Below are 19,088 nucleotides of genomic sequence, written 5' to 3' on the forward strand. Positions count from 1 at the left end.
CGATCGTGACGAGGACGCGCGAAGGAGAGGGCGAGGCGGTGCGGACATGGCACTGACGGGACGGGCCGCGCTGCTGGCCCTGCTGGGGACGCTGGTCGTGCTGTTCGCGCCCAGGCCCGGTCTGGCGGTCGCCGCCGTCGCGCTGCTGCTGGTCGCGCTGGTCGCGATCGACCTGGCGCTGGCCGCGGGCGTGCGACCGCTGCGCCTGAGCCGCGCGGGAGACCGCCTGGTACGGCTCGGCGAGACCGCGGCGGTCGAGCTGATCGTGGAGAACCCCGGCCCTCGCAGGGCTAAGGGACTGCTCAGGGACGCCTGGCCCCCGTCGGCGGGGGCGGCTCCGCGCCGTTTCGTCCTCGACGTCCCTCCCGGGGAGCGCCGCCGCCTGGTCACGACGCTCACCCCGTCCCGAAGAGGGGACCGGGAGGCGGTCACCGTCACCGTGCGGACGCTGGGCCCGCTGGGCATCGCGGGCCGCCAGGGCTCCCACAGCGTGCCGTGGTCGGTCCGGGTGCTGCCGCCGTTCCTCAGCCGCAAGCACCTGCCCGCCAAGCTGTCCAGGCTCAGGGAGCTTGAGGGCAGGCACCCCTCGATGATCAGGGGGCAGGGCACCGAGTTCGACTCGCTGCGCGAGTACGTGGTCGGTGACGACGTCCGTTCGATCGACTGGCGGGCGACCGCCCGCCGCCACGACGTGGTGGTCCGCACCTGGCGTCCCGAACGCGACCGCCGGGTGCTGATCGTCCTGGACACCGGGCGAACCTCGGCGGGACGGGTCGGCACCGCCCCGATCCCGCTCGCGGGTGAGCTTCCCCGCAACCGGGACATCCCTGGTGGAACCGGGGTGGCGCCCGGCTGGCCCCGCCTCGACTGGTCGATGGACGCGGCCCTGCTGCTGGCCGCGCTGGCCTCGCGGGCGGGCGACAGGGTCGACTTCATGGCCCACGACCGCGCGGTGCGGGCCTGGGTCTCCGGCGCGGGCCGTGGCGACCTGCTGTCCACCCTGGTCAACACCATGGCCCCGATCGAGGCCGAGCTGATCGAGGCCGACTCGGCGGACATGGTCTCGGCCGTGCTGTCCAGGGCGAAGCGGCGCTGCCTGGTCGTGGTGCTCACCGACCTGAACCCGGCCTCGCTTGAGGAGGGGCTGCTGCCCGTGCTCCCCCAGCTCTCCTCCCGGCACCTGGTACTGCTGGCCGCCGTCTCCGACCCTCAGGTCGCGGCGATGGAGGCCGGGCGCGGCACCGCCGAACTGGTCTACAACGCCGCGGCGGCCGAACGGCACAGCGCCGAGCGGCGCAGGATCACCGCCCGGCTCAGACGACACGGCGTCGAGGTGGTCGACGCCGCCCCCGAGCAGATCGCCCCCGCCCTCGCCGACGCCTACCTCGCCCTGAAGGCCGCGGGCCGCCTGTGACCCGGCCCCCGGGCTCCTATCCGGCGCTCGGGGCCAGGTCGGGCGCCCGCTCCAGGTCTCCGGTCTCCCCCGCGGCCACGGCACGGCGGCCGAAGAAGATCACGTAGGCCAGGAAGGCCGCCTCCGCGACGACCCCGATGCCGACGCGCGCCCAGGTCGGCAGGCCCGAGGGGGTGACCAGGCCCTCGATGAGCCCGGAGACCAGCAGGACGACGACCAGCCCGAGCGCCACGCTCACCACGGCTCTGCCCTGCTCGGCGAGGACCTCGCCCCGCCCGCGCGGCCCCGGGTTGACGACCGTCCAGCCCAGGCGCATGCCGACGGCGGCGGCCAGGAAGACGGCGGTCAGTTCGAGCAGGCCGTGCGGCGTGATGAGCCCGAAGAAGACGTCCAGCCTGTCGTGGGAGGCCATCAGACCTGCGGAGACGGCCACGTTGGCCGCGTTCTGCCACAGGATGTACGGGATCGGCAGGCCGAGCAGGATGGCCATCACGATGACCTGCATCGAGACCCAGGCGTTGTTGACCCAGACCTGGCCCGCGAACGAGGCCCCGGGGTGCTCCGAGTAGTAGTCGGCGAAGTCGTGCTCGACGAGCTGACGGATCTCCTCCGGCGTGCCGACCGCGGCCTGGACCGCGGGGTCGCGCGCGACCCAGACGGCCATGACCACCGAGACCAGCAGGAACGCCCCGGTCGTCGCGATCCACCACCAGCGGGCGCGGTAGGCGACCACGGGGAAGGAGACCGTGAAGAAGCGGACGAACTCCCGCCAGGCGGGAGTGTGCGCGCCGGTCACCGCGGAACGGGCCCTGGCCACCAGCGCGGAGAGCCGCCCGACCAGGAACGGGTCCGCCCGGCCTGAGCGCACGATGGACAGGTGCGTCGCGACCCTCTGGTAGAGCTCGACGAGTTCGTCGATCTCGGCGCCGTTCAGCGACCTGCGGCGCCGTACCAGCTCCTCAAGGCGGTCCCAGACGGGGCGGTGCGCGTTGACGAAGGCGTCGATGTCCACCAGGAAAGCCTAATGCCGCGCCCGGGGGCCCTTCTTGACCTCAAGGGGGATTGAGGTCCTAGGTTCGGAGGCCTGTGGAGTGGTCGAGCCGGACGGGGACGGGACATGAACCAGGCGGGGCGTGGCTGGGACGGCGAGACGCTGGATCTGGCGGCCTATCTGGCGCGGATCTCCTTCGAGGGAGACCTCGCGCCGACCGCGCGGACGCTGCGCGCCCTGCAGCGGGCGCACGCGGCCGCGATCCCCTTCGAGAACCTGGAGGTCGTGCTGGGCCGCCCGGTCCTCCTCGACCTCGAAGCCCTTCAGGACAAGATGGTGCGCGGGGCACGCGGCGGCTACTGCTACGAGCACACCCGGTTGTTCGCCGCGGCGCTCGAACGGCTGGGGTTCGGCGTGACCGGGCTCGCCGCACGGGTGCGGATGGGCTCCGACAGGCTGCGGGCCGCGACGCACGCGCTCCTGCTGGTCGAGGTGCCCGGGTCCCCGGAAAGCGGGTGGATCTGCGACGTCGGCTTCGGCGAGGGACCGACCGAGCCGATCGAGCTGGTCGAGGGCGCCGAGTCGGAGCAGGGCGGCCGGCGCTTCCGGCTGGAACGGGCAGGGCGGGAGTGGGTGCTGAACTCCCTGCGCAGCCCCGCGGACGGCTGGCTCGACCTGCACTCCTTCACTCTCGACCCGCGCTACCCCGTCGACTATGTCGTGATAAATCACTACATCTCAACTCATCCGAACTCGCCGTTCGTCAACCGTCTCGTGGTCAGGCGACCCGGCCCCGGGGTCCTGTACGGCCTGCTGGGGACCACGCTGACCGCCCACCACCCCGACGGCTCCGCCGAGGAGCGGCATCTCGAACCCGGCGAGGTGCCGAAGGTCCTTGAGGAGACCTTCGGCGTCCGGCTCGGCCCCGCCGACGCCGCCGCCCTCACCGCCCGCCTCTCCTGACCCGTCCCGGCCCGTTCCCGCGAGCCGTACCGGTGATCGACACCGGTTACGGTGTCCTCCTAGACACATGAACCCACGGGGAGCGGCCTCATGTACTTCCAGCACGCGGACGACATCTGGGCGGAGCACCCCGGCCTCGCCGCCGGAGTGGTCCTGGCCACCGGGATCACCCCGGAGGCGTCCGTCGAGGAGCGGATCACGGAGTTCGCCGCCGTCGCCGGGCGGCGGCTCGCGGCGGGCTCCGAGGCCGAGTTCCCCGAGATCCAGGCCTGGCGGCGGACCTTCTCCAAGATGGGCCTCAAGCCGACCCAGTACCGCTGCGCCTCCGAGGCGCTGCTGCGGCGCTTCAAGAAGGAGGGGGACCTTCCCCGGATCCACCCGCTGATCGACCTGTGCAACGCGGTCTCGATCGCGTTCGCGATCCCGATCGCCGTGTTCGACCTGGCCAACGTCTCCGGGGGCCTTGAGGTCAGGCACGCGACCGGCGAGGAGACCTACCTGACCTTCTCCGGGGAGACCGAGAACCCGGAGCCGCGCGAGGTGGTCTTCGCCGACGCCGAGGGCCGGGCGCACGCCCGCCGGTGGACGAACCGGCAGAGCGGGCTGTCCGCCGTACGACCGGGCACCGCCTCGGTCCTGATCGTCGCCGAGGCGCTGCACGACTCGGCGGCCGGGGACGTCGAGGAGCTCACGGCCACGGTCGCCGGGCAGCTCGGCGAGGTCTGGCCGGTCGCGCCCAAGGCCGTGACACTCAGCCGGTCGGCTCCGCGTCTGGAGTTCTGAGCGGCTCCCCGCCCGCTCCCGGGCCGGGCAGTACGTCCACGTCGGTGGCGCGCATCGGCTGCCCGCACGAGGAGCAGCACAGCTCGACGTGGCCGATCTCGCCGCAGGCGTGGTGGCGGTAGAGCACCGGCGGCCCCGCCTCGCCCGAGGTCCAGCGGTCACCCCAGCGCACCATCACCAGCAGCAGGTCGCACAGCTCCCTGCCCTTGGCGGTGAGCAGATACTCGTCGCGGGGTGGCCGCTCCGAGTACGCCCGTCGTTCGAGCACGCCGTTCTCGGTCAGCCATCTGAGCCGTTCGGCGAGCACCTTGCGGGAGATGCCCAGGTCCTGCTGGATCTGCTCGAAGCGGTTCATTCCAACGTAGACGTCCCGCAGGATCAACGGTGACCACGGCTCGCCCACGACGTCCAGCGTGCGGGCGATGGAACAGGCCATGTCACCGAACCGAGTGCGTTGCATCGGCCCAGTCTAGGTGAGTGGGTTCCCTCAGGGAATGGTCTCTGCTACGGTCGCCCTATGAGTTCCCTCAGGGAACTGACGAGGAGAGGACTGATCCGCGATGTCGAAGAACCCGGTGGCCGAGCTCCTGTTCAGCGAGGCCGACGCCACCCCCATCAGCACCGACCCGGCGACGGTGAAGTCCTGGGACCTGGCACGGACGTGCGTCGAGTCGGCGCACCGGGCGTGGCTGTCGACCGGACGGCCGGACGGCGGCCCGCACGCCGTGCCGCTGATGCCGGTCTGGGTCGACGGCGCGCCCTGCTTCACCAGCCGCCCCCACTCCCGCAAGAGCAGGAACCTCGCCGGCGACCCCCGCTGCGTCCTCACCGCCGCCGACGAGACACTCGACCTCGTCATCGAGGGCGAGGCCGTACGGATCACGGACGAGGACGGCATCAGGCGGGTCCTCGACGCGTTCGGGGCCAAGTACGGCTGGGGGCTGTCGGTGCGCGACGGTTCCGCCTTCGCCGACGACCTGCCCGGCTCCCCCGAGTACGGTGTCTACCGGATCATTCCGACCCGCGCCTTCGGCTACGGCGCCGACGGCTCGACGGCGACACGCTGGCGGTTCGAGGGAGAGTGACCAACTGCGTAGGGGAGTGGGATGGTCCGTCATAGGTAGGGTGCTGATGTGACCGATGTCGTAACCGGCGAGGCCGTCGTCGTCGAAGTCAGGATCGCCCAGCTACCGAGCCGGGCCCTGGCACTGCTGATCGACATGACGGTCCAGTTCGTGACGCTGTTCGGCGTTTCCCAGCTGATCGGCATCCTGGCCTGGAACGCCGACGAGGCACTGGTCGTGATGCTCTACATCGCCTTCACCGTGTCCGTGCTCGTCGGCTACCCCGTGGTCTTCGAGACCCTCAGCAGGGGCCGCAGCCTGGGCAAACTCGCCCTCGGGCTCAGGGTCGTCAGCGACGACGGCGGCCCGGAGCGGTTCCGGCAGGCACTGTTCCGCGGCCTGTCCGGAATGGTGGAGTTCTGGATGCTCGGCGGCGCCCCGGCGCTGATCGGCTCGCTGATCTCCGAGAAGGGCAAACGGCTCGGTGACGTCTTCGCGGGCACCGTCGTGATCGCCGAGCGCTCCCCCAGGCAGTACGGCCCGCCCCTGGAGATGCCCCCGCCGCTGGCCGCCTGGGCCGCGACGCTCGAACTGTCCCGGCTGCCCGAGGGGGTCGCCGCGACCGCCAGGCAGTACCTCATGCGCTGGCACGACCTCTCGCCCGCCGTGCAGCACGAGATGGGGGTGCGCATCGCCACCGAGATGTCGGCCTTCGTCTCACCGCCCCCGCCGTCCGGGGTGCCGCCGTTCGCCTACCTGACCGCCGTACTGGCCGAGCGCCGCAGGCGTGACCAGGTGCGGCTGGCGCAGCGGATCGGCGCTCCCCCGCCCGACCCCCGGTTCCAGGCCCCGTCCCAGGCTCCGTACCAGCCGTATCCGCAGCCGCCCGCCCCGCCGCCCGCGCCGTACGGCCCGCCCTTCGCTCCCCCCACGCAGGCCCCTCAGCCCCCTCGGCCCCCGCAGGTCCCGCAGGCGCCTCCCACGACCACCCCCGGCGGCTTCGTCCCGCCCGCCTGAACACCGACGTGCCCCGGCCATGGCGGACCGGGGCACCGGAGAAGGGGAACGGTCACTCCGCCCCGACGCCGAACCAGCCCCTGTAGGAGGTCTGGGTCTGCACGTTCAACCGGTCGAAGCGGACCCACCTCGCCGGGTCGGTGCGCCTGTCGCTGATGTTGAGGACGTCGAGCCCGAAGTTGAAGTCACTGCCGTAGACGTAGCCGTTGTAGTAGTAGGCCGACCAGATGCCGCCGGAGCCACCGCTGGGGTCGGGACCGCGCTCGAAGAAGCCGATCTCCTTCGGGTGGGCCGAGTCGGTGAAGTCGATGACGGAGACGCCGCCCTGGTACCACGCCTGGACCAGGATGTCGCGGCCCCTGACCGGGATCAGTGAGCCGTTGTGCGCGACGCAGTTCTCGGTCTCCCCCTGGTAGCGGGAGATCTTGAAGTAGCTCTTGAAGACCAGCCTGCCGCGCCTGATGTCGAAGATGGCGTCGGCTCCCCGGTTGGGTCCCGTCTCCTCGTTGCAGGTGGCCGCGCCGCCGCCGCCGAGTTCGTCGGTGAAGATGACCTTGGTGCCCTCGTTGTTGAACGTCGCCGAGTGCCAGAAGGCGAAGTTCGGGTCGGTCACCCGAGCCGTGACGACCGGGTTCTCCCGGTCGGAGATGTCCAGCAGCACGCCGTCACCCATGCAGGCCCCGGCCGCGATGTCCTTCTCCGCGTAGACGGTGATGTCGTGGCAGCCGGTGGTCGGCAGCAGCAGACCGGGCTGGGTCTCGTTGCCGCCGTCGGGGAAGACGACCGGCGTGGTGACGACCGCGGCGTCCACCGGCCTGTGCAGCGGCACCTTGATGACCGAGATCTTGTCATGCGGCGGCTGGCAGTCGGGGAAGGCCGCGTTGGGGCTGTAGGAGGAGACGTACAGGTAGACGTTCCTCCAGCGGTCCCTGCCCTTGCCCGGCACCTGGGTCAGGGTGTGGGAGCCGCAGTTCGTCTCGACCGACTTGATGTACTTCGGATGCGCCTTGTCGCTGATGTCGAAGATCCGGACGCCCTCCCACGACTCCTTGACCGACGCGCTCTGCGCGGTGCTGCTGCAGGAGTCGTTGTTGCGGGAGGAGTCGACCGCGGTGAACAGCAGGTTGTCGTGGACGGTGACGTCCATCTGGGAACCGGGGCATACGACACTGCTGACCACCTTGACGTGTTTCGGGTCGCGAATGTCGTAGATAGCGAAACCGCCGTAATTTCCGACGAACGCATAGTCACCCTGGAATGCGATGTCGGTGTTGATGGTCTTCTCCAGCCCGGCGGGCTTGGGAACATTCGTCACATGCGCCACATTCGCACTGGTGACCACCTGGCCGGGGGCCGGGAGATCGGAGGCCTGGGCCGGTACGGTGGCCAGGACCAGCGCCGCCGCGGCCGCGGCCGCGATCAGGAATCGGCCACCAAGGCCCTTCCTGAGAGGGGATAACACCGGTGATCCTCCTTGCCGCTTATGCCATAAAGCACAGATAAATAACTGAATTGTTTATCCGAACGGCAGACACCACAAGACCTGACCACGTCAGTAAATTTTCCCGTTCTGCGGCCTTTACTCCTTTCCCTCCCCGGGTTATCGTCCTTGCCCGGGGGAGTCGGGAGATCACGAAGGAGGCCGGGTGCGCGTCAGACTGGTGCTCGCCGTTCTCACGGCCCTGTCGGCCCTGTCGGCCACCGCCTGCTCGACCGGCGGGCGACCGGCGGCGCTGTCCGCCCCGCTGTCGGCCGCGCCGCCGACCGCGCCCGTCATCGCGCCCGGCAGGCCGGGCGAGGCCGCCAGGACGCTCGGGGCGGACGAGGCGGCGACGGCGGTGCCCACCCCGACGGCGAACGCGGCCGACGTGCGGTACGCGCAGGACATGATCGTCCACCACCGGCAGGCCCTGGAGATGGCGACCCTGGCCCTCACCCACGCGGGCGACCCGACGGTCCGCGCCCTGGCCTCCCGGATCAAAGACTCACAGGGGCCGGAGATCCAGGTCATGTCCCGGTGGCTGACCGAGCAGGGCATGCGGCTACCGGACCACCACACGAACCACGGCGTCATGCCCGGTATGGCCACCCCCGAGCAGCTCGGCACCCTGGCCGCCGCCTCGGGCCCGGAGTTCGACCGCCTCTTCCTGCGGCTGATGACGGCCCACCACCGGGGCGCGATCACGATGTCGGCGGAGGTCCTGACCAACGGCTCGCACCTGAGGATCGAGGAGATGGCCAACGAGATCGCCACGGTCCAGGCCGGGGAGATCCGCAGGATGGCCCGCCTCCTGGCCTCCCCCTGAGGTCAGGAGCCCAGGCGCCAGGAGCGCAGGTACTCCTCCTGCTGCGTGGTCAGGTGGTCGACCTCGATGCCCGCGGCGGCGAGCTTGAGCCTGGCCACCTCCACGTCGACCTCCTCGGGAACGTCGTAGACGCCGGGTTCGAGCCGGGCCCGCTCACGGGCCAGCCAGGCCACGGCGAGGGCCTGGGCGGAGAAGGACATGTCCATGACGGCGGCCGGGTGCCCCTCGGCGGCCGTGAGGTTCACCAGACGACCCTCGGCCAGCAGCAACAGCCTGCGCCCGTCGGCCAGGACGTACTCGTCGGTGTTCGGCCGCACCCCGGGCCGCACCTCGCGGGCCAGTTCCTCAAGGGCCCTGACGTCGATCTCGACGTCGAAGTGGCCGGCGTTGGCCAGGATCGCGCCGTCCTTCATCGCCGCCAGGTGCTCACCCCTGATGACGTCGCGGTTGCCGGTCACGGTGACGAACACGTCGCCGACCACCGCCGCGGCGGCCATGGTCCGCACGTCGTAACCCTGCAGCGAGGCGTCGAGCGCCTTGACCGGGTCGATCTCGGTGACGACGACCCGGGCGCCCAGGCCCCTGGCCCGCTCGGCCACCCCCCGGCCACAGAAGCCGAACCCGGCGACGACCACGACCTTGCCCGCCAGCAGCGTGTTGGTCGCGCGCATGATGCCGTCCAGGGTCGACTGGCCGGTGCCGTACCGGTTGTCGAACATCCGTTTGGTCCGGGTGTCGTTGACCGCGACGACGGGGAAGCGCAACGCCCGCTCCGCCGCCATCTGCCGGAGCCTGATGACCCCGGTCGTGGTCTCCTCGCAGCCGCCGGAGACCGTTTCGAGGAGTTCGGTCCGCTCGGTGTGCAGGATGTTGACCAGGTCACAGCCGTCGTCGAGAACCAGGTCGGGGACGATGTCCAGGGCCTGGTGGATGTGCCGGTAGTAGGTCTGCCGGTCGACCCCCGCCAGCGCGTGCACGCGCACGCCGTACGCGCCGAGGGCCTGGGCCACGTCGTCCTGGGTGGACAGCGGGTTGGAGGCGGCCAGCGCGATCTCGGCCCCGCCCGCCCGAAGGGCACCCATGAGGACGGCGGTCTCCGCCGTCACGTGCAGGCAGGCGGCGATCCGCAGCCCGTCGAACGGCTCGTCGGCCGCGAACCGTTCCCCGATCGCGGTGAGCACCGGCATCGCCCGCGCCGCCCACCCGATCCGCCGCTCCCCGGCGGCCGTCAGCGCGCTGTCCACGGTCCTCCCCAGATGGCCCGAAGGCCCCCGCGTGCCACGCGGGGGCCGGGTCTGACGGTTCGATCAGTAACGGTAGTGGTCGGCCTTGTAGGGGCCCTCGACGTCCACGCCGATGTACTCCGCCTGCTCCTTGGTGAGCTTGGTGAGCTTCACGCCGAGGGCGTCGAGGTGGAGGCGGGCGACCTTCTCGTCCAGGTGCTTGGGCAGCACGTAGACGCCGACCGGGTACTGCTCGGTCTTGGTGAACAGCTCGATCTGGGCGATCACCTGGTTGGTGAACGAGTTGGACATGACGAACGAGGGGTGGCCGGTGGCGCAGCCCAGGTTCATCAGACGGCCCTCGGCGAGCACGATGATCTGACGGCCGTCGGGGAAGGCCCAGGTGTGGACCTGCGGCTTGACCTCGGTCTTGACGATGCCCGGGATCTTGGCCAGGCCGGCCATGTCGATCTCGTTGTCGAAGTGCCCGATGTTGGACACGATCGCGTTGTGCTTCATCCGCGACATGTGGTCGGCGGTGATGATGTCGAAGTTGCCGGTCGTGGTGACGAAGATGTCGGCGATGCCGACGACGTCGTCGAGCGTGGTGACCTGGAAGCCGTCCATGGCCGCCTGGAGCGCGCAGATCGGGTCGATCTCGGTGACGATGACCCGGGCGCCCTGGCCCCTGAGGGCGTCGGCGCAGCCCTTGCCGACGTCGCCGTAACCGGCCACGACCGCGACCTTGCCGCCGATCAGCACGTCGGTGGCGCGGTTGAGGCCGTCGATGACCGAGTGGCGGCAGCCGTACTTGTTGTCGAACTTCGACTTGGTCACCGAGTCGTTGACGTTGATCGCCGGGAAGAGCAGCGAGCCCGCCTTGAACATCTCGTACAGGCGGTGGACACCGGTGGTGGTCTCCTCGGTGACGCCCTTGATGCGCGAGGCGATCTCGGTCCAGCGCTTGTCCGGCCCGACCGTACGGCGCAGCAGCTCCAGGATGACCTGCCACTCCTCGGAGTCGCCCTCGGAGGCGCCGGGGACGGCACCGGCCTTCTCGTACTCGACACCCTTGTGGACGAGCAGCGTCGCGTCGCCACCGTCGTCGAGGATCATGTTGGGGCCGTCACCGCCGGGCCAGACGAGCGCCTGCTCGGTGCACCACCAGTACTCCTCCAGGGTCTCGCCCTTCCAGGCGAAGACCGGAACGCCCTTGGGGTCCTCGACGGTGCCCTCGGGGCCGACGACCACGGCGGCGGCGGCGTGGTCCTGGGTGGAGAAGATGTTGCAGCTCACCCAGCGAACCTCGGCGCCGAGCGCGACCAGCGTCTCGATCAGTACGGCGGTCTGGATGGTCATGTGCAGCGAGCCCATGATCTTCGCGCCGGCCAGCGGCTGGGAGTCCGCGTACTCCTTGCGGACGGCCATCAGACCCGGCATCTCGTGCTCGGCGAGCTGGATCTCCCGACGCCCGAAAGCGGCCAGGGAAAGGTCGGCGACCTTGAAGTCCATGAATTAACCCCTCTGGTTGATGGTCTGGCGCCGCATGCCCCCGCCGGGCTCGCCGCGTGCGCGGCCCCGCTTCGCTTCCGGGCACGGCTCTCACTCCACCGGAAAGCAGACGAAGTGAGTGTAGGCGCCCGATACGGCTCCGCGCACCTTGTGAGGCGGTAACCTTACACAAGAATGTGAGGTTTCCAGGAAAGGCGCGATATGCGGATCACCGAGGCCGCGAAACGGCTGGGAATGTCCCCCAGAATGCTCCGCTACCGCGAGGCCCTGGGACTGCTCCCGCCCGTCAGGACCCAGGGGGCGCACCGCCGCTTCGGCCAGGAGGAACTGGCCGCCGTGGCGCAGGGCGTCGAGCTGGAGAAGCGCTTCGACGTCTCCCCCGCCGAGCTGGCGTTCGCGCTGCGGGTGCTGAGTGAGCCCGCCGTCGCGCAGGCCGTACGGGATCTCGGGCTGCGGATCGGCCGCCTCCAGGCCCCGCGCAGGGCGCTGGACTTCGAGAAGGAGAAGGCCCTGCGCCTGCTCCAGGGGCGCTCCTGACCGCCGGAGGGGAACGTCGCTCCCAGGAGTGACGACGCCGGACGGCCTCCGTCGCGACAATTCTCCCCATGAACGTCGCAACCGTATTGACCGAGGCCGAACGGAGGGTCGACGCCCTGAACCTCCGGCGGGTCATCGCCTCCCCCCTCACCGACGTCGCCGTCGGCGTCCTGCTCATGTTCCTCGCCCTGGCCCAGCTCGGCGGCCGGTCCTCCCTGACCATGCTGGCCGCCGTGCTCGCCACGCTGCCGCACGTCGTACGGCGCAGGCATCCCTGGGCGGTCGTCACTCTGGTCTCCTTCGGCGCGCTCTGCCTGCTCTACACCGGCGTACTGCCCGACTACCCCCCGTTCGGCGTAGTGCTGTCCGGCGCGCTCACCCTCTACACGATCGCGCGGATCGTCGGCCCGCTCGTCGTCGGGCTGGTCATCGGCGCCCTGACGATCCTGCTCCTGGCGGCCGTGTTCCTGCGGAACGGGAGGGAGCTGCTGTCCATCGCCACGCTCGACAGACAGGCGGTCTCCCCGCTCGTCGTCCTGTTCCTCGGAACCGTCCTGCTGCTCTTCCTCGCCCATGTACGGCGCAGCGCCAGCACGATCACGGAGATGCGCGCAGGCAACCTGGAGACGCTCAGGGAGCAGGCCGCGATGGCCGAGCGGGCCAGGATCGCCAGGGAGATGCACGACATCGTGGCCCACTCCGTCTCGAAGATCGCCGTGCAGGCCGAGACCGCCCCCTACACGCTCGACGGCCTCGACGAGCGGACCCTCCAGGAGTTCGCCGAGATCGCGACCTCCGCCCGGACCACCCTCACCGAGATGCGCCGCCTGCTCGGCGTGCTGCGCGCCGACGTCGTCACCGCCCCGGAGACCGCGCCACAACCGGGGCTGGCGCGGCTTCCCGAACTGGTCGGACGACACGAGGGCGAGGTCGACCTCGACGTGATCGGGGAGGAGGTCCCCCTGCCGCAGGCCGTGGACGTCTCCGCCTACCGGATCATCCAGGAGGCGCTGACCAACGTCCGCGTCCACGCGCCCGGCGCCCGGGTCTCGATCGAGCTGGCCTACCGCCCTGCCCTGCTGGCGCTGCGGATCACCGACAACGGCCCCGGCCCCTCCGGCGACACCGAGAACGGGCACGGCCTGGTCGGCATGCGCGAACGCGCCCTCGCCCTCGGCGGCTGGTTCAAGGCGGGCCCCGGCCCCTCCGGTGGCTTCCTCATCCAGGTGGGTCTCCCCCTCGAATGACCACCCCCGAACCTCCCGCCCCTGACGCCGAGGCTGTCACCGGCCCTCCGGCCGAAGCCCTCCCCGGTCCTCAAGCCGAGGCTCTCCCCGGGACGGCCTCCGGGGCTCCTCCCGGGACGGCCGTGGACGGCCGGATCCGGGTGCTGATCGCCGACGACCAGCCGGTCGTGCTGCGGGGCTTCGCCGCGGTGCTCAGGGCCCAGCCCGACATCACCGTCGTGGGAACCGCCCCCGACGGCGCCCAGGCCGTACGGCTGGCACGGCGGACCCGTCCCGACGTCGCGCTGCTGGACATCCGGATGCCGGAGATGAACGGCATCGAGGCGGCCCGCCGAATCCTGGAGACCGAGGCGACCAGGATCATCATGATCACCACGTTCGACCTCGACGACTACGTGTACGACGCGCTCACCGCGGGGGCGAGCGGGTTCCTGCTCAAGGACGTCAGGGCCGGAGATCTGGCGGAGGCCGTGCGGACGGTGGCCCGTGGGGACGCGCTGCTGGCCCCCAGGATCACCAGGCGACTGATCGCCGAGTTCTCCCGGCAGCGAAGGCCCGCCGCGGACGGCGGGCCGCTGACCCCACGTGAGGTCGAGGTGCTGCGGCTGATCGCCCAGGGGCTGTCGAACGCCGAGATCGCCTCCCGCCTCGTGGTCACCGAGCACACCGTCAAGACCCACGTGGCCAGGCTGCTGGCCAAGCTGAACCTGCGTGACCGCACGCAGGCCGTCATTCACGCCTACGAGACGGGACTGGTGATCCCCGGCGCGTGAACCTCCCGGGTCACACCCGGCCGTTGGCCGCGTGCGGCCCGGGGGTGATCCCGCCCGTCTTGGCCCGGTCGAGGTCGGGCTCCAGGTAGATGACGCGGGCGATCGGCACGGCGGAGCGGATGCGCTGCTCCGCCTCGTCGATGCCCCTGGCCACCTCGGCGGCCGTGTCGTCGTGGTCGACCGCGATCTTCGCGGCGACCAGAAGCTCCTCGGGGCCGAGGTGGAGGGTGCGCATGTGGATGACCCTGACCACCTCGGGGGCGCTCTCCAGGGCGGCGATGATCTGACCCTCGACCTCGGGGCCGGCGCTCTCGCCGATCAGCAGCGACTTGGTCTCGATGGCCAGCACGATCGCGATGACGGCCAGCAGCACGCCGATCGCCATCGTGCCGACGCCGTCCCAGACGCCGTCGCCGGTGATGACGGCGAGCGTCACACCGACCAGCGCCAGGATGAGGCCGACCAGGGCGCCCAGGTCCTCCAGGACGATGACCGGCAGCTCGGGCGACTTGGACCTGCGGATGAACTGGGTCCACGTCTGCTTGCCGCGCAGCGGGTTGGACTCCTTGATCGCGGTGCGGAAGGAGAAGCTCTCCGCGATGATCGCGAAGATCAGCACCGCGAAGGCCACGACCGGCGTCTCCACCGGCTTCGGTTCATGGATCTTGTGCCAGCCCTCGTAGAGGGAGAAGAGCGCGCCGATCGTGAACAGCACCACCGCGACCACGAAGGCGTAGAAGTAGCGTTCCCTGCCGTAGCCGAAGGGGTGCTCCGGGGTGCGCTTGCGCTCGGCCCGCTTCCCGCCGACCAGCAGCAACACCTGGTTCCCCGAGTCGGCGAGGGAGTGAATCGACTCGGCGAGCATGGACGACGAAGTCGTGACCAGGAAGGCGACGAACTTGGCCGCCGCGATCGCAAGGTTCGCGCTCAACGCCGCGATGATCGCCTTTGTACCGCCGCCCGCACTCACGACAGCCTCCGCTTACATAGTCCGAAAAAGACGAGAGGATACTATTGGGAAATTCTCGCCTTTAGTTCCGTGATGGCCGACACGGGGGTCGGATCGATCCCGTACCCCAGGGCGAGATAGGTACTCGCGTAGTCGCCCAGTCCGATCAGCGTCGCGAGCCGCTCAAGCGGATGAGCGCCCTCCGCGACGAGCTGGGTGGCCGGAACGCCCCTGTCCTCGGCCATCCGCACCGAGACCTCACGCCGCCGCGCCTCCTGCGGATGCTCCTCCGTGTCGCGCAGCATGAACAGCCGCAGCGACCGGCCCGCGTCGTCGGCGAAGATGTCCCGCTGCGCCAGCGGACCGTCGAAGGCCACCACCTGGTTGTGGTTGGCCTCCGGGATCTGTCCCCAGACGGCCGGGTACTTGCCGTTCTCGTTGAGCTGGCTGGCCCACCGGTAGGCGGCCACGGCCGAGAGCCGGGAGGAACCCCAGATCATCGGCACCGTCTCCGCCAGCTCCATGGCCAGCGTCTTGCCCGGGTTGATGAAGGACTCACTCACCGGACGGCAGCGGTGGGCGATCTCCTCAAGACGCTTGGCGACCTCCTCGATCACCCCGTCGTCCATCTGGAGCACGCCGAGTTCGGCGGCGACCACGAGCAACGGCACCGACAGCGCCCAGACCGCCGCCCGGGGCTGCCCGCCGGTGGTCACCGGCACGAACGGCGCGCCCGACTGCCTGGCGACCGCGTGCAGCGGAGAGTTCGCCGCGGCCAGCACCAGCAGGCGGCACCCCCTGCGGACGGCCTCCGTGGCCACCGCGAGTGTCTCCTCGGTCTTGCCCGAACACGACACGGCGACCACCAGGTCCGTCGCGCCGACCCAGCCGGGCAACTGGTAGGAACGCACCGTCACGATCGGCAACGGAGCCCCGTTGCCGCACACCGCGTCGAGGATGTCACCGGCGATGCCGGAACCGCCCATGCCCGCGACCACGATCGCCCTCGGCCTGCCCTCCCCGATCACCCGGGTGAGGTCGGCCTCACGGACACCCCGATGTGAGATGCGCACCTGCGCCGCCGAGGCGGCGACGGCGCGCAACATGCCTGAGGGGTCACCCTCGGTCAGCCATCCCTGGTCGTCGAGCCGATCCGACTCCCAGCTCACGACTTTCGAGCCTCGTCGACCAGCAGGACCGGAATGTCATCACGAACCGGATAGACCAGCCCGCACGAGGCCGAAGTGCACGACAGCTCGTCCACCTCCGGCTCCGCACGCAACGGAGACTTGCAGTTGGGGCAGGCCAGGATCTCCAGCAACCACTCGTCGATCTTCACGTGCTCAGCTCCTCACGACGGCGAGGACCTCGTCCCTGATCGCCGCCATCTGAATCTCGTCGGCCGCCTCGGCGTTCAGCCTGAGCAGCGGCTCGGTGTTGGACGGACGAAGATTGAACCACCATCCGGGGCCGGAGACGGTCAGACCGTCCAGGTCGTCGAAGGTGACGCCGTCCCTGCCCTCGAAGACCTGCCTGACCCGCGCCGTCGCGGCCCGCTGGTCGGCGACCGTACTGTTGATCTCCCCGGAGGCGGCGTAGCGGGCGTAACCCGCGAGGATCTCCGACAGCGGCCTGTCCTGCTCACCCAGCGCGGCCAGCACGTGCAGCGCGGCCAGCATGCCGGTGTCGGCGAACCAGAAGTCCTTGAAGTAGTAGTGCGCGGAGTGCTCACCGCCGAAGACCGCGCCGCTCCTGGCCATCTCGGCCTTGATGAAGGAGTGCCCGACCCGGGTCCTGACCGGGACCCCGCCGTGCTCGGCGACGATCTCGGGAACGCCCCGCGAGGTGATCAGGTTGTGGATGATCGTGGCGCCGGGCTGCTTGGCCAGCTCACGGGCGGCGACCAGCGCGGTGATCGTGGAGGGCGAGACCGACTCGCCGCGCTCGTCCACGACCCAGCAGCGGTCGGCGTCGCCGTCGAAGGCGAGGCCGATGTCCGCGCCCACGTCGAGCACGGCCTTCTGCAGGTCACGCAGGTTCTCCGGCTCGATCGGATTGGCCTCGTGGTTGGGGAAGTCGCCGTCGAGCTCGAAGTAGAGCGCGGTCAGCTCGACGGGAAGCCCCTCGAAGACCACCGGCACCGTGTGCCCCGCCATCCCGTTGCCCGCGTCGACCACGACCTTCAACGGCCGGACACCGGACAGGTCGACCAGCGTGCGCAGGTGGTCCGCGTAGCCCTGCAGCAGGTCACGCCGGGAGACCGTACCGCCACCCTCGCCGCCCTCGCCGCCCTCGCCGCCCGAGGCGAGCAGTTCGGCCGCCCGGTCGCGGATCTCGGTGAGCCCGGTCTCCCCACCGATCGGCACCGCGCCCGCACGGCACATCTTCATGCCGTTGTAACGGGCCGGATTGTGGCTGGCGGTGAACATCACCCCGGCCATGCCCAGACTGCCGCTGGCGTAGTAGAGCATGTCGGTCGAGCCGAGACCGGTGTCCACCACGTCGGCCCCACGTGAGACGGCCCCGCCGGCGAAGGCCGCGGCCAGCGGAGCCGATGAGGCACGCATGTCGTGCGTGACCACGACGGACCCGGCACCGGTGACCTCAACGAAGGCCGCGCCGACCGCCCACGCGGTCTCCTCGTCTAACTCGTCCGGCACGACGCCGCGCACGTCGTACGCCTTGAAGATCCTGGCGAGGTCGCCCACTCCAGCTCCGCCCCTTTGACTCGTCTCTGCCGTCCCCAAGCCTAGGGGGTCGGTGTCCCTTTGCGCCGCCTGCTGTGTCTCCTTGCTCCGCCTGACGGCGTCGCGGGCTTGGGCGCCCTGGGTCGGTGCTTTCCCTCGTCGCTCATCCGCTGCGCTCCTTCGCTCCTCAGTCCAAGCACCGACGCGCCCAAGCCGGACACTCCTCACACACGGGACCGGTAAAGCAAAGATCAAACTCCTCACACTTGGCGCCGGTAAGGCACATGCGAAACTCTTCACTCGCCGCGCCGAAGGAGGCCGTTCTGGGTGGACTCTCCACTGCGGGCACCGTTGTCGGGGGCGCAAGGTGGGCGTCTCCGTGATGAGGTTCTTCTGAGCTGTGTCCCGGGTTCCGGAACCCTCGCCGCTCCGGGGGGTGGGGACGTACGGCTCAGCGGTCGCGCTGGGGCTGCGCGGGGTGGGGCTGTGGCTGGGCTGAGCGCAACACTCTCAGGTGTCCACGACGCCCGACCTCGACTCCCTGGCCCACGGGCTCGGTGCCCTTCGTCGCGGGCCTGGCCGCCTCCCGGACGGCGTTGGCGAGCGCTTCGAGGTCGTCGGTGCTCGGCGGCGCTCCGTCGCTCGGCAGCCGGACGACCTCCCAGCCCCGTGGGGCGGTGAGCCGCTCCGCATGCTCGGCGCACAGGTCGTAACAGTGCGGCTCGGCGTACGTCGCCAAGGGCCCGAGAACGGCGGTCGAGTCGGCGTAGACGTACGTGAGCGTGAATACGGCAGGCTGACTGCACGCGGTGCGGGAACAGCGGCGGACGGGGCTCACGGTGGGACCGTATCCGGTAAGCGTCCAGGGCGCCACTATCTGAGCGCTCTTAACGAGCGTGTCGCCACAATTCGGACACGTGTCCCGGCTTCCACCCGCCTGTACGGCTTGCACACCCTCCCGTCAACCCCTTTCCACCTTCCCACCAGGCATGTCTAAGCTTGGCCCGTGAGCCCGGCACCAGGTAGACCTCGCCCTCCTCGCAAACGCGACCGACACGGTCGTGGCATGCGGGGCCCGCTGGCACCCTCCCATGTGCCGATCGCCAAGTCGCGCAGCGAGCGCTTCGACGATCTCGTCCTGGACGCCGTGGACCGTCTCAAGCCACGCTGGGGCACCCAGCTCGCGTCCGTCGAGTTCGCGATCGAGGAGGTGCCGCCGCTGTCGGAGCTGGGCGACGGCCCGGGCCTGCTGTCCGGCGAGCCGATCCCGTTCGGCCGCTCGGAACCCGCCGTCGGCAAGCGCCCCGCCGTCGTGATCGTCTACCGGCGCCCCCTTGAGGCCAGGGCCCGCGACCGCGACCAGCTGGGAGCCCTGGTCCACGACACCGTGGTCGAACAGATCGCCGGTCTCCTGGGTCTGTCCCCCGAATCCGTAGACCCCGGCTACGAGGAAGACGACTAGCCCAATCGGGCTGCCTTACCTCACCGCCAGATCTCCCTTACCTCACCACTCCCCTCCACCACCCCCGCCCCACGCCACCCCAGATTCCCCCGAGTACGACCCCCCAGGGAACTCACCCCGGCGCCAAGAGCGGACTCCCCCAAAGAACCCGACCACTCCC

General features: G+C 70.3%; 20 protein-coding genes. 10 read left to right on the forward strand and 10 right to left on the reverse strand.

Annotated elements, in window-relative coordinates; translation table 11 throughout:
• Positions 1–46: 46 nt before the first annotated feature.
• Positions 47–1,414 carry a DUF58 domain-containing protein gene (locus tag ACFOYY_RS27555; RefSeq protein WP_352009854.1) on the forward strand — a complete coding sequence of 456 codons (1,368 nt, stop codon included), beginning with the start codon at positions 47–49 and terminating at the stop codon, positions 1,412–1,414.
• Positions 1,415–1,430: 16 nt separating this feature from the next.
• Here the strand turns inward: ACFOYY_RS27555 and ACFOYY_RS27560 are convergent, their stop codons facing one another.
• A complete protein-coding gene (locus ACFOYY_RS27560; protein WP_362772423.1) occupies positions 1,431–2,426 on the reverse strand; it encodes a stage II sporulation protein M in 996 nt (331 codons plus the stop codon).
• Between the two features lie 105 nt (positions 2,427–2,531).
• On the opposite strand from ACFOYY_RS27560, the gene ACFOYY_RS27565 reads away from it, so the two are divergent.
• Both ACFOYY_RS27565 and ACFOYY_RS27570 read left to right on the forward strand, forming a co-directional pair.
• Complete coding sequence (locus tag ACFOYY_RS27565) at positions 2,532–3,368, forward strand: arylamine N-acetyltransferase family protein (RefSeq protein ID WP_386193352.1); 837 nt, start codon at positions 2,532–2,534, stop codon at positions 3,366–3,368.
• A 90-nt stretch (positions 3,369–3,458) separates the two neighbouring features.
• Positions 3,459–4,151, forward strand: a complete 693-nt coding sequence (locus tag ACFOYY_RS27570; RefSeq protein ID WP_352009857.1) for a B3/B4 domain-containing protein — start codon at positions 3,459–3,461, stop codon at positions 4,149–4,151.
• On the opposite strand, the gene ACFOYY_RS27575 is transcribed toward ACFOYY_RS27570, so the two are convergent.
• Positions 4,120–4,611 (reverse strand): winged helix-turn-helix transcriptional regulator, encoded by a 492-nt coding sequence (locus ACFOYY_RS27575; RefSeq protein WP_352009858.1) that lies wholly within the window; start codon positions 4,609–4,611, stop codon positions 4,120–4,122. The genes ACFOYY_RS27570 and ACFOYY_RS27575 overlap by 32 nt on opposite strands.
• A 100-nt stretch (positions 4,612–4,711) precedes the next feature.
• On the opposite strand from ACFOYY_RS27575, the gene ACFOYY_RS27580 reads away from it, so the two are divergent.
• Positions 4,712–5,236 (forward strand): pyridoxamine 5'-phosphate oxidase family protein, encoded by a 525-nt coding sequence (locus ACFOYY_RS27580; protein WP_352009859.1) that lies wholly within the window; start codon positions 4,712–4,714, stop codon positions 5,234–5,236.
• Between the two features lie 48 nt (positions 5,237–5,284).
• Positions 5,285–6,232, forward strand: coding sequence for an RDD family protein (locus ACFOYY_RS27585; protein WP_386193357.1), 948 nt, complete (start codon positions 5,285–5,287; stop codon positions 6,230–6,232).
• Positions 6,233–6,284: 52 nt separating this feature from the next.
• Here the strand turns inward: ACFOYY_RS27585 and ACFOYY_RS27590 are convergent, their stop codons facing one another.
• A complete protein-coding gene (locus ACFOYY_RS27590) occupies positions 6,285–7,694 on the reverse strand; it encodes an LVIVD repeat-containing protein (protein ID WP_352009861.1) in 1,410 nt (469 codons plus the stop codon).
• A gap of 184 nt (positions 7,695–7,878) precedes the next feature.
• On the opposite strand from ACFOYY_RS27590, the gene ACFOYY_RS27595 reads away from it, so the two are divergent.
• Positions 7,879–8,538 (forward strand): DUF305 domain-containing protein, encoded by a 660-nt coding sequence (locus tag ACFOYY_RS27595; RefSeq protein WP_352009862.1) that lies wholly within the window; start codon positions 7,879–7,881, stop codon positions 8,536–8,538.
• A gap of 2 nt (positions 8,539–8,540) precedes the next feature.
• Here ACFOYY_RS27595 and ACFOYY_RS27600 read toward each other — a convergent pair whose 3' ends face one another.
• On the reverse strand, positions 8,541–9,782 hold the full coding sequence (locus ACFOYY_RS27600; protein ID WP_352009863.1) for an adenosylhomocysteinase: 1,242 nt from the start codon (positions 9,780–9,782) through the stop codon (positions 8,541–8,543).
• A 63-nt stretch (positions 9,783–9,845) separates the two neighbouring features.
• On the reverse strand, positions 9,846–11,273 hold the full coding sequence (gene ahcY / locus ACFOYY_RS27605; RefSeq protein WP_352009864.1) for an adenosylhomocysteinase: 1,428 nt from the start codon (positions 11,271–11,273) through the stop codon (positions 9,846–9,848).
• A 201-nt stretch (positions 11,274–11,474) separates the two neighbouring features.
• Between ahcY and ACFOYY_RS27610 the strand changes: the two genes are divergently transcribed.
• The 3 genes from ACFOYY_RS27610 (at position 11,475) to ACFOYY_RS27620 (ending at position 13,830) form a co-directional block, all read left to right on the forward strand.
• Entirely contained in the window at positions 11,475–11,810 is a 336-nt protein-coding gene (locus ACFOYY_RS27610; RefSeq protein WP_352009865.1) for a MerR family DNA-binding transcriptional regulator, read from the forward strand.
• A 68-nt stretch (positions 11,811–11,878) separates the two neighbouring features.
• Positions 11,879–13,057, forward strand: coding sequence for a sensor histidine kinase (locus ACFOYY_RS27615; RefSeq protein ID WP_386193363.1), 1,179 nt, complete (start codon positions 11,879–11,881; stop codon positions 13,055–13,057).
• A complete protein-coding gene (locus tag ACFOYY_RS27620; RefSeq protein ID WP_386193366.1) occupies positions 13,054–13,830 on the forward strand; it encodes a response regulator in 777 nt (258 codons plus the stop codon). Before ACFOYY_RS27615 ends, ACFOYY_RS27620 begins: the two co-directional genes overlap by 4 nt.
• 10 nt (positions 13,831–13,840) lie before the next feature.
• On the opposite strand, the gene ACFOYY_RS27625 is transcribed toward ACFOYY_RS27620, so the two are convergent.
• From ACFOYY_RS27625 to ACFOYY_RS27645, 5 genes are all read right to left on the reverse strand, one after another.
• A complete protein-coding gene (locus ACFOYY_RS27625; protein ID WP_386193369.1) occupies positions 13,841–14,800 on the reverse strand; it encodes a cation diffusion facilitator family transporter in 960 nt (319 codons plus the stop codon).
• A gap of 41 nt (positions 14,801–14,841) precedes the next feature.
• Positions 14,842–15,948, reverse strand: a complete 1,107-nt coding sequence (locus ACFOYY_RS27630; RefSeq protein ID WP_386193372.1) for a bifunctional phosphoglucose/phosphomannose isomerase — start codon at positions 15,946–15,948, stop codon at positions 14,842–14,844.
• On the reverse strand, positions 15,945–16,118 hold the full coding sequence (locus tag ACFOYY_RS27635; RefSeq protein WP_184712993.1) for a Trm112 family protein: 174 nt from the start codon (positions 16,116–16,118) through the stop codon (positions 15,945–15,947). Before ACFOYY_RS27635 ends, ACFOYY_RS27630 begins: the two co-directional genes overlap by 4 nt.
• 4 nt (positions 16,119–16,122) lie before the next feature.
• On the reverse strand, positions 16,123–17,487 hold the full coding sequence (locus ACFOYY_RS27640; RefSeq protein WP_386193375.1) for a phosphomannomutase/phosphoglucomutase: 1,365 nt from the start codon (positions 17,485–17,487) through the stop codon (positions 16,123–16,125).
• 430 nt (positions 17,488–17,917) lie between these two features.
• Positions 17,918–18,304 (reverse strand): DUF3499 domain-containing protein, encoded by a 387-nt coding sequence (locus tag ACFOYY_RS27645; protein WP_352009871.1) that lies wholly within the window; start codon positions 18,302–18,304, stop codon positions 17,918–17,920.
• Positions 18,305–18,532: 228 nt separating this feature from the next.
• Here ACFOYY_RS27645 and ACFOYY_RS27650 point away from each other — a divergent pair, with 228 nt between their 5' ends.
• Positions 18,533–18,928: a metallopeptidase family protein gene (locus ACFOYY_RS27650; RefSeq protein WP_352009872.1), complete on the forward strand. Its 396-nt coding sequence runs from the start codon at positions 18,533–18,535 to the stop codon at positions 18,926–18,928.
• Positions 18,929–19,088 lie beyond the last annotated feature (160 nt).

Origin of the sequence: Streptosporangium jomthongense (assembly GCF_042650425.1) — a bacterium.
GTDB lineage: Bacteria > Actinomycetota > Actinomycetes > Streptosporangiales > Streptosporangiaceae > Streptosporangium.

Bases quoted from the DNA above. Each gene is read 5' to 3' on its own strand.
- ACFOYY_RS27555 (WP_352009854.1), top strand. From the start codon at position 47: ATGGCACTGACGGGACGGGCCGCGCTGCTGGCCCTGCTGGGGACGCTG.
- ACFOYY_RS27565 (WP_386193352.1), top strand. From the start codon at position 2,532: ATGAACCAGGCGGGGCGTGGCTGGGACGGCGAGACGCTGGATCTGGCG.
- ACFOYY_RS27570 (WP_352009857.1), top strand. From the start codon at position 3,459: ATGTACTTCCAGCACGCGGACGACATCTGGGCGGAGCACCCCGGCCTC.
- ACFOYY_RS27575 (WP_352009858.1), bottom strand. From the start codon at position 4,611: ATGCAACGCACTCGGTTCGGTGACATGGCCTGTTCCATCGCCCGCACG.
- ACFOYY_RS27580 (WP_352009859.1), top strand. From the start codon at position 4,712: ATGTCGAAGAACCCGGTGGCCGAGCTCCTGTTCAGCGAGGCCGACGCC.
- ahcY (WP_352009864.1), bottom strand. From the start codon at position 11,273: ATGGACTTCAAGGTCGCCGACCTTTCCCTGGCCGCTTTCGGGCGTCGG.
- ACFOYY_RS27610 (WP_352009865.1), top strand. From the start codon at position 11,475: ATGCGGATCACCGAGGCCGCGAAACGGCTGGGAATGTCCCCCAGAATG.
- ACFOYY_RS27615 (WP_386193363.1), top strand. From the start codon at position 11,879: ATGAACGTCGCAACCGTATTGACCGAGGCCGAACGGAGGGTCGACGCC.
- ACFOYY_RS27620 (WP_386193366.1), top strand. From the start codon at position 13,054: ATGACCACCCCCGAACCTCCCGCCCCTGACGCCGAGGCTGTCACCGGC.
- ACFOYY_RS27650 (WP_352009872.1), top strand. From the start codon at position 18,533: ATGCGGGGCCCGCTGGCACCCTCCCATGTGCCGATCGCCAAGTCGCGC.